At 68.3% G+C, this 6,990-nt stretch carries 7 protein-coding genes; 6 read left to right on the forward strand and 1 reads right to left on the reverse strand.

Going from position 1 to position 6,990, the window contains the following annotated elements; all coding sequences use genetic code 11:
• Positions 1–297: 297 nt before the first annotated feature.
• A protein-coding gene (locus LHA35_RS27365; RefSeq protein WP_226614344.1) for an IS5 family transposase occupies positions 298–1,109 on the forward strand; the annotation gives its coding sequence in 2 pieces (ribosomal slippage) (positions 298–634 and positions 634–1,109; 813 coding nt in all).
• Positions 1,110–1,168: 59 nt separating this feature from the next.
• Here the strand turns inward: LHA35_RS27365 and LHA35_RS27370 are convergent.
• Complete coding sequence (locus tag LHA35_RS27370) at positions 1,169–2,263, reverse strand: DUF4118 domain-containing protein (RefSeq protein ID WP_226614346.1); 1,095 nt, start codon at positions 2,261–2,263, stop codon at positions 1,169–1,171.
• A gap of 333 nt (positions 2,264–2,596) precedes the next feature.
• On the opposite strand from LHA35_RS27370, the gene LHA35_RS27375 reads away from it, so the two are divergent.
• From LHA35_RS27375 to LHA35_RS27395, 5 genes are all read left to right on the forward strand, one after another.
• Entirely contained in the window at positions 2,597–2,863 is a 267-nt protein-coding gene (locus tag LHA35_RS27375; RefSeq protein ID WP_226614348.1) for a hypothetical protein, read from the forward strand.
• 1,052 nt (positions 2,864–3,915) lie between these two features.
• A complete protein-coding gene (rnk, locus tag LHA35_RS27380; protein ID WP_226614349.1) occupies positions 3,916–4,365 on the forward strand; it encodes a nucleoside diphosphate kinase regulator in 450 nt (149 codons plus the stop codon).
• Positions 4,362–5,168, forward strand: a complete 807-nt coding sequence (locus tag LHA35_RS27385; protein ID WP_226614351.1) for a uroporphyrinogen-III synthase — start codon at positions 4,362–4,364, stop codon at positions 5,166–5,168. Before rnk ends, LHA35_RS27385 begins: the two co-directional genes overlap by 4 nt.
• 83 nt (positions 5,169–5,251) lie before the next feature.
• Complete coding sequence (locus LHA35_RS27390) at positions 5,252–6,535, forward strand: Glu/Leu/Phe/Val family dehydrogenase (RefSeq protein WP_226614353.1); 1,284 nt, start codon at positions 5,252–5,254, stop codon at positions 6,533–6,535.
• 85 nt (positions 6,536–6,620) lie between these two features.
• Complete coding sequence (locus LHA35_RS27395) at positions 6,621–6,917, forward strand: hypothetical protein (protein ID WP_226614354.1); 297 nt, start codon at positions 6,621–6,623, stop codon at positions 6,915–6,917.
• The last annotated feature ends 73 nt before the right edge of the window (positions 6,918–6,990 follow it).

A 6,990-nucleotide genomic window follows, 5' to 3' on the forward strand; every position in this document is an offset into this window, starting at 1 on the left:
CCTACGGCTTCCTCGTGGCCGAGCGCTGCCTTTTCCCCCCTCAATCCCGCTTCACCGCGCGGCGGCTCAAGACACCTGCGCTATCCAAAGGCTTCCAGCCGCGCGGTGCCGGTCCGGCCTGAGCGCCACGTGCCGCACTCAATCGCCAGCATTCGCCGCCGCCTCACCGTCGGCCTTGTCCACCTCCTCCCGCGCTGCCCCTGCTGCCTGCAGAAACAGCGTATACGGCCAAGAAGCAAGTGACACAGTAAGACTAAGAGCATCTAAAAAAACGCGCTTTGGCGCGTTGTGTGGGGTATGGCGAAGCCCCTTGTACCTGATGACCTCTGGGCGGCCATTGCACCGCTGCTGCCGCCCGCGAAGCCGCGCCCGAAGGGTGGGCGGCCACCGGTGCCGGACCGCGCAGCGCTGACCGGCATCATCTTCGTCCTCAAGACCGGCATCCAGTGGGAAGACCTGCCCGCCGAGATGGGCTGCGGGTCTGGCATGACCTGCTGGCGCCGGCTGCGGGACTGGCAGGCGGCCGGCGTGTGGGCTCGCCTGCACCGCCTGCTGCTGGAGCGGCTGCACGGCGCCGACAGGTTGGATTGGAGCAGGGCCTCGCTGGACAGCGCGTCTGTCCCGGCGAAAAGGGGGGAGCGGCAACCGGCCCGAACCCGACGGACCGCGGGAAAGCAGGCACCAAGCGGCACGTCGTGGTCGATGGCCACGGCACCCCGCTCGGCCTGACGCTCAGCCCGGCAAACCGCCACGACAGCAAGATGCTGGCCGCCACCCTCGACGCCATCCCGCCGGTCCGGCGTCGCCGCAGGCCCGGCGGCAGGCCGCGTCGGCGCCCCGACAAGCTGCACGCCGACAAGAGCTACGACCACCGCTTCTGCCGGGCCGAGTGCCGCAGCCGCGGCATCATCCCGCGCATCGCCCGGCGCGGCATCGAGGACAGCCGCAGGCTCGGGCGGCACCGCTGGAAGGTGGAGCGGACCCTGGCCTGGATGGCCCGCTTCCGGCGCCTCACCATCCGCTACGAACGACGCGAGGACATCCACCTCGCCTTCACTACGCTCGCCGCCGCTCTCATCTGCATGAGGCAAATTAGGCGGTTGTGTTAGGCGCTTTAAGGCCTGGCGTGGCAGCCGGGACGGTGTCCCTCGCCCCGCCCCAAGCATCCTCAGACCTCGCCTTGATCGGCGGCCCCGGGCTGGTTCATGGGGAACCGCAGAACATGCTGTGTCCCGGTCGGCTCGCGCGGCCTCGTCTCGATCTGCCCACCAAGCTGCGCGGCGAGTGCGCGCACCAGCTTGCGCCCCATGCCGCCATGCCGGCGGCTTTCCTGCTCGGCTTCCACCGCAGGCATCTCGGGCAGCCCTATCCCATCATCGGCCACCAGCAGCAGGAAGTCCGTCCCGTCCCGGCGGAAGCCGATGGTGATGGAGCCCACGCGGTCCTCGGGAAAGGCATGCTTGAGCGCATTGGTGATGAGTTCATTGGCGACGAGCCCGACTGTTCCGGCTCGGCTGACGGGCAGCATGTGATCTTCGGCATCGACGAATAGGCCGACTGGTTGCAGGCCAAGCACGCTCGCGCGCAGGCCCGCCACGAGGTCGTCGAGAAAGCCGTGCATACCCACCAGCAGGTGGCCGTCGCGGCGGGCGAGCCGGTCATGCACGGCGGCGACGATACGCACCCGGTCCACCGCCGCGTATAAGGCGGTAGCCACGTCCGGGGCGGCGCCGGCAGCTTGCAGCCGCATGGTGGACATGATGCGCTGCATGTCGTTCTTCACACGGTGCTTGAGCTCTGCCAGAAGCAGGTCCCTCTCGCGCTCGCCGGCCTCGGCCCGGGCACGGGCAGCCTCGGCCTCTCGCCGCGCCGTCTCGACCGCATGGTATGCGTCCTCGGCTTCGATGTAGGCGTCGTGCAGCGCTCCGCTCAGGGCGGCGATGAAGAAGCCGATGGCGGCGAACAGCATGACGCTGATGACGCTCGCCGCATCCGCAAAGGCGAAGCTGTAGAGGGGCTCGACGAAAAAGTAGACGGCGAGCAGCGCGCCCAGGACTGTGGCAGTCACGCCGCTGCCCCGGCCAAAGACCACGGCCGCGAGGATGACGGCCGGCAGGAACAGCATGTAGGGCACGGCGGGAGTTGGACCGAGCAGCAGGTAGCGAAGGCCAAAGGCAGCCAGCACCAGCAGCGCCGCACCGGCCCATCGGACAGGCAGAGGCAGGGCGCGCGTGCGCCGCAAAGGCCGGAAGTACCGCCGCATGGGCATGGGGGTGGGCTCGCAATAGTGAAGGCAGTGGGTTCACGGACGGCCCCGGCCGCGCCACCGAGCCGCGCGGTCTCACAAGCCCAGGACCGGGAGACGCTCGACTCGGTCCCGAGGGGGAGTACCGGCCGTCATGTTACGCTCCCTGACGGCGCTCGTCACACCGGCGGAGGTCACAGGGCTTGATGCACTGCAGGGACGTTGGCCGCAGCAGATCGTTCGAGCGGGCCGCCGCAGCCCGCGGCGCCAGGCGGTATGCTACCCGACCTGAAGATCGCTGCAGATGCGAGACCGGAAACGCAAAAAGCCCCATGACCTCGCTCTGAGGTCATGGGGCTCTTGTGTGTGGGGGAGGGCCTGGGTTGGCTACCCTGGCTGCCCGCCGGGGCCTGTCCTGGCCCGGCAGCGCTGCTCGAGCACCAGGGCCGGGAAGCGGCGGATCCGGCGGCCAGGGTCAATACCGGGGTGGCGGCCTCGGCATCACCCACGCTCTCGGCCACCATCTGCTACGACCGCTACGACCGCTTCCCTCCGCAGCGGCGTCTGATGATCGCGGTTCACTACCGGAGCGCCCGCGCCGAGGCCTTCTGGGTCTAGTGGCAGGAAACAGGTGCTCAAACGGCGGCGTGAAAGCGAGAACAGTTGCGTAGTTCGACCGAACGAATCCTTCACTCAAATAGACATTACTGCGGCAATTCTCTCCCCCTCCTGGTCTGTTTGATGATTTCCTGCCAAGCGGTACTTCTGCCCCGTTTGAGATAATCCGCGAGCCCGCACCACTTGGTGATTCTGAGCCAGTATCGACCATCCAGCAAGACGGTGTGACTTGACCAAAGCTGTCCCGGCGGTAACACTGGTTCCATGATGTGGTTGTGTGCGGCCTTTCGGCGCCATTTGGCGCATGCAGGAAGCCTGATCGCAGGCCTTTAGCCCGGGCCGCGACCGGGCGCTTGGCGCCCATCCGGACCCGGGGACGACCTCTTCCTGAGACGATAGCCAGCGTGGCCGCCTCGCCGTTCCGGCGGGGTGCGCCGCATTGCTCGGAAAGGACGTAGCCTGCCTTGCCCACGACCGACCCGCGGAGCCATCTCCGGCCGCCCGCGCATTGTATCCTACCTTATATCGCTGCTAAAGCCGCACCCGAACCGGATCCCGATGCCGTCCCGGTGCTGGTCTCCCGCGACTACTCCAGACTGAAGATACTGGCTCGACTCTGGCGCCATCCGCACGATCCGGTTGGTCGCACGCTCACCGATACGCTCGACCGTTGCCGCGTAATGCCGCCCGACGCCGTGCCGCCGACCATAGCAGTGCTAGGCGCCCGGGTTGTCTTCGCCATGGAGGACAGCTTCCCAGAGTCCCGCATTCTGGTGATGCCCGGGGATGCTGCGCAAGATGGGTCCGCCCTGGCCGTCTCAACACCGTTCGGCGCCGCACTGCTCGGCGCCGCCGCTGGACAGGCGGTGGAAGCGATTAGGCCTGACGAGCGGCACATCGTCCTGCACCTCCTCGTGGTGGACCACCACCCGGGCCGGCGGCCAGCCGGGACCATGCTACCGGATGGTCACGCGCCGCATGGCACCCCGTGTTCGAGAAGGCATCCGATAACCCGACCTGGGCATGACCTGAAGCAAGCACGGAGAGCGCTTATGCATGAAGTATCCGAGGCGAGGGCTCTGCGCCCGCCACTGGTGATGTCAGCGGAGGACCACGCGCGGCTGGTCGCACTTGCGGAGGTCATCACCCGACGCAGCCCGTTGGTCGCACGCCTACTGATGGAGGAGGCGGATCGTGCCGAGGTGATGCCGGCCGGGCAGGTGCCCGCAGGCATTGTTGCCGTGGGATCGATAGTCGAGTTCCGCGACGCAGCGACAGGCGAGGAGCGCCGGGTACAGGTGGTGCTTCCAGGCGAAGCCGACATTGCCGAGGGGCGCATCTCGGTCTTGTCTCTCGTCGGCGCTGGGCTCATCGGGTTATCGGAGGGCCAATCCATAGACTGGCCGACCCAGGACGGCCGACTCCGGCGCCTTACAGTCTTGCGCGTGGAGGCCCCGGCGCAAGTCACAGGCGGCGGGGACGGCGCCGCGGCTCGCGCGTGACCGTCTGGGGGCGGGGCCCCGCCCCGCTAGGGGTCCTGGTCACCCGACCGCGTCCGCAGGCAGGCGAGCTCGTTGCCCGCCTGCGGGCCGGCGGCATGCGGTGCCTCGTCGAGCCGATGCTGGAAATTATGCCGCTGCCCTGGGAAGCGGGTGCGGCGCTGCACCGGCGGCAGGCCATCCTGCTCACCTCTCCGAACGGGGCCGAGGCGCTGCTGCGCGCCACTGGGATAACGGGGGAGGGGCTGGCCGGCCTGCCGCCGATTCTTGCCGTCGGCGCCGCGACGGCGCGCCCGCTATGGCAGGCCGGCTTGGCAGGAGTTGAGGCGGCAGACGGCACCGCACGGAACCTCTTGCGGCTGGTCCAGGCACGGCTGGACCCGCACTCCGGCCCTATCGCCTATCTCAGCGCCGAGACCGTCGCCTGCGACCTCGCCACCGCCCTGGCCCCGGAGGGCTTCGTCGTGGAGCGGAGCATCGTCTACTCCGCCCAGCCGCCGGCGCGCCTCAGCCCGCGGGCGCGGGACGCCATCTCCGGTGGGGCGATCCAGGTCGTGCCCTTCCTATCGGCGCGCGCGGCCGCCGCCTTTCGCCACCTCCTCGCACAGGAGGGATTGGAAGCGACTTGCCGGGGCATGGTGGGGATCGCTCTGAGCCAGCGCATTGCGGCGGCAATGGCCCCGCTGCCTTGGCGCATGCTGGAGACGGCCGGCCGTCCAGACCTGGACGGGCTGCTCGCAGCACTGTACCGATCCCTGGCATCTGTCGTGGATGAAACTTTCCCGCAACCTACTGCCCCGCACTGACCGCCGCCAGGCCTCGTCGCGCCACAACCTGCGACGCGCCCACTGTCATCGCGCCATGGGCGCTGCCCTACTCGCGTGACGCGGTGGAGGAGAGACGTTTGATGAAGGAATCTAGCATTCTCGATGTGGCGCTCACGCGCCTCGATGACGCTGCGCGTCACCTGCAGATCCACGGTGACGTCCTCGAGCGCCTGAAGTACCCGCGGGAGACCACCAAGGTCCGCCTGATGATCCGGATGGACGACGGCTCCCGGAAGTCCTTCCTCGCCTGGCGCTGCCGCTACGACGATACGCGCGGACCGACCAAGGGCGGCATCCGCTTCCATCCTGCCTCCACGGCCGAGGAGGTGGAAACCCTTGCGTTCTGGATGACCTTCAAGTGCGCGGTAATGAATCTGCCCTATGGCGGCGGCAAGGGCGCCGTGCAGGTGGACCCGCGGACCCTGTCCAAGGCGGAGCTGGAGCGGCTGTCGCGTGCCTACGTGCAGGCTTTCGCCCGCATCATCGGCCCGGACCGCGACATCCCGGCGCCCGACGTCTATACCAATGCGATGATCATGGGCTGGATGGCCGACGAATACGCCAGCATTGTCGGACAGTGCGTCCCGGCCGTGATCACCGGCAAGCCCATCGCGCTGGGCGGCTCGCTGGGCCGCGAGGATGCGACCGCCCGCGGTGGCTACTACCTGGTGCGCCATCTCGCGCGGGAGCTCGGCCTGCAAGGCCGCATGCGGGTAGCGGTACAAGGTTTCGGCAACGCCGGGCAGTTCATCGCCAGCCTGCTGGCAGAGGATGGACACGACATTGTGGCTGTCTCGGACTCGCGCGGCGCGCTGCACTGCCCTTACGGCCTCGACCTGCGAGCACTGCTGCGCGCCAAGGCGGCGGGGCTCCCGGTGAGCGCATTGGCTGGGCAGGGCGGCGCCGTGGCGGTGGCACCAGAGGAGCTGGTCGCGGTGGATTGCGACCTGCTGGTGCCGGCGGCACTCGAGAACATGATCGATGAGGAGAATGCGCGCCGCATCCGCGCGCGGGCCGTCCTTGAACTCGCTAATGGCCCTGTCACGCCGGAGGCGGACCGCATCCTGGAGCAGGCGGGGGTGCAGGTCTTGCCGGACATCCTGGCCAATGCCGGCGGCGTCACTGTCTCCTATTTCGAATGGGTGCAGAACCGCCAAGGCTTCTACTGGACGGTCGAGGAGGTGCATGAGCGCCTAAGGGCGATCGTGGAGCGGGAGGGCCTTCAGGTCTGGGCGATCGCGCAGGAGCGACGGGTCCCGCTCCGCACCGCGGCCTATATCCACGCCCTGTCCCGTCTTGCCAGCGCGATTGAGGCACACGGTACTCAGCCCTTCTTCACGAGTTGACGCCTCGGCAACGGCGGGCAGACTCTTGTCCTGCCGTGACGGGACGCCCGTTCCTCTCGAAGCAACCATACATTGCCGCAGTATCTTGGCTGCCAAGACGCTGGTGGAAATCGCCGATCACGAGGCCGGAGACGCCGGGATACGCGGCGCAGCCACGGCGACGCCAAGGGCCAGCCCTACGGCGCCGTTCCATCCGGCGAGCCGGCCGAAGCTCCAGCCCAGGGCGCTGAGCCCGATCATCTTGGCCGACGGCGCCGGCCTCAGCCAAGCCCCGCAATCGATCGATGGCCACCGGCGCCTCGCCAAGCCCGCACCAGAACAGGATGAGCGCCGCTCTGAACCGCACCGGCTTTTCCGGAGGCACTATCTCTTGAGAGGATAGAGCCATGACGAAGAAGACGGCGGCGAGCTACTCGCCGGAGGTGCGGGAGCGGGCAGTCCGGCTGGTGCTGGAC

It is taken from the genome of Roseicella aerolata (genome assembly GCF_020523605.1).
Classification (GTDB): Bacteria; Pseudomonadota; Alphaproteobacteria; order Acetobacterales; family Acetobacteraceae; genus Paracraurococcus; species Paracraurococcus aerolatus.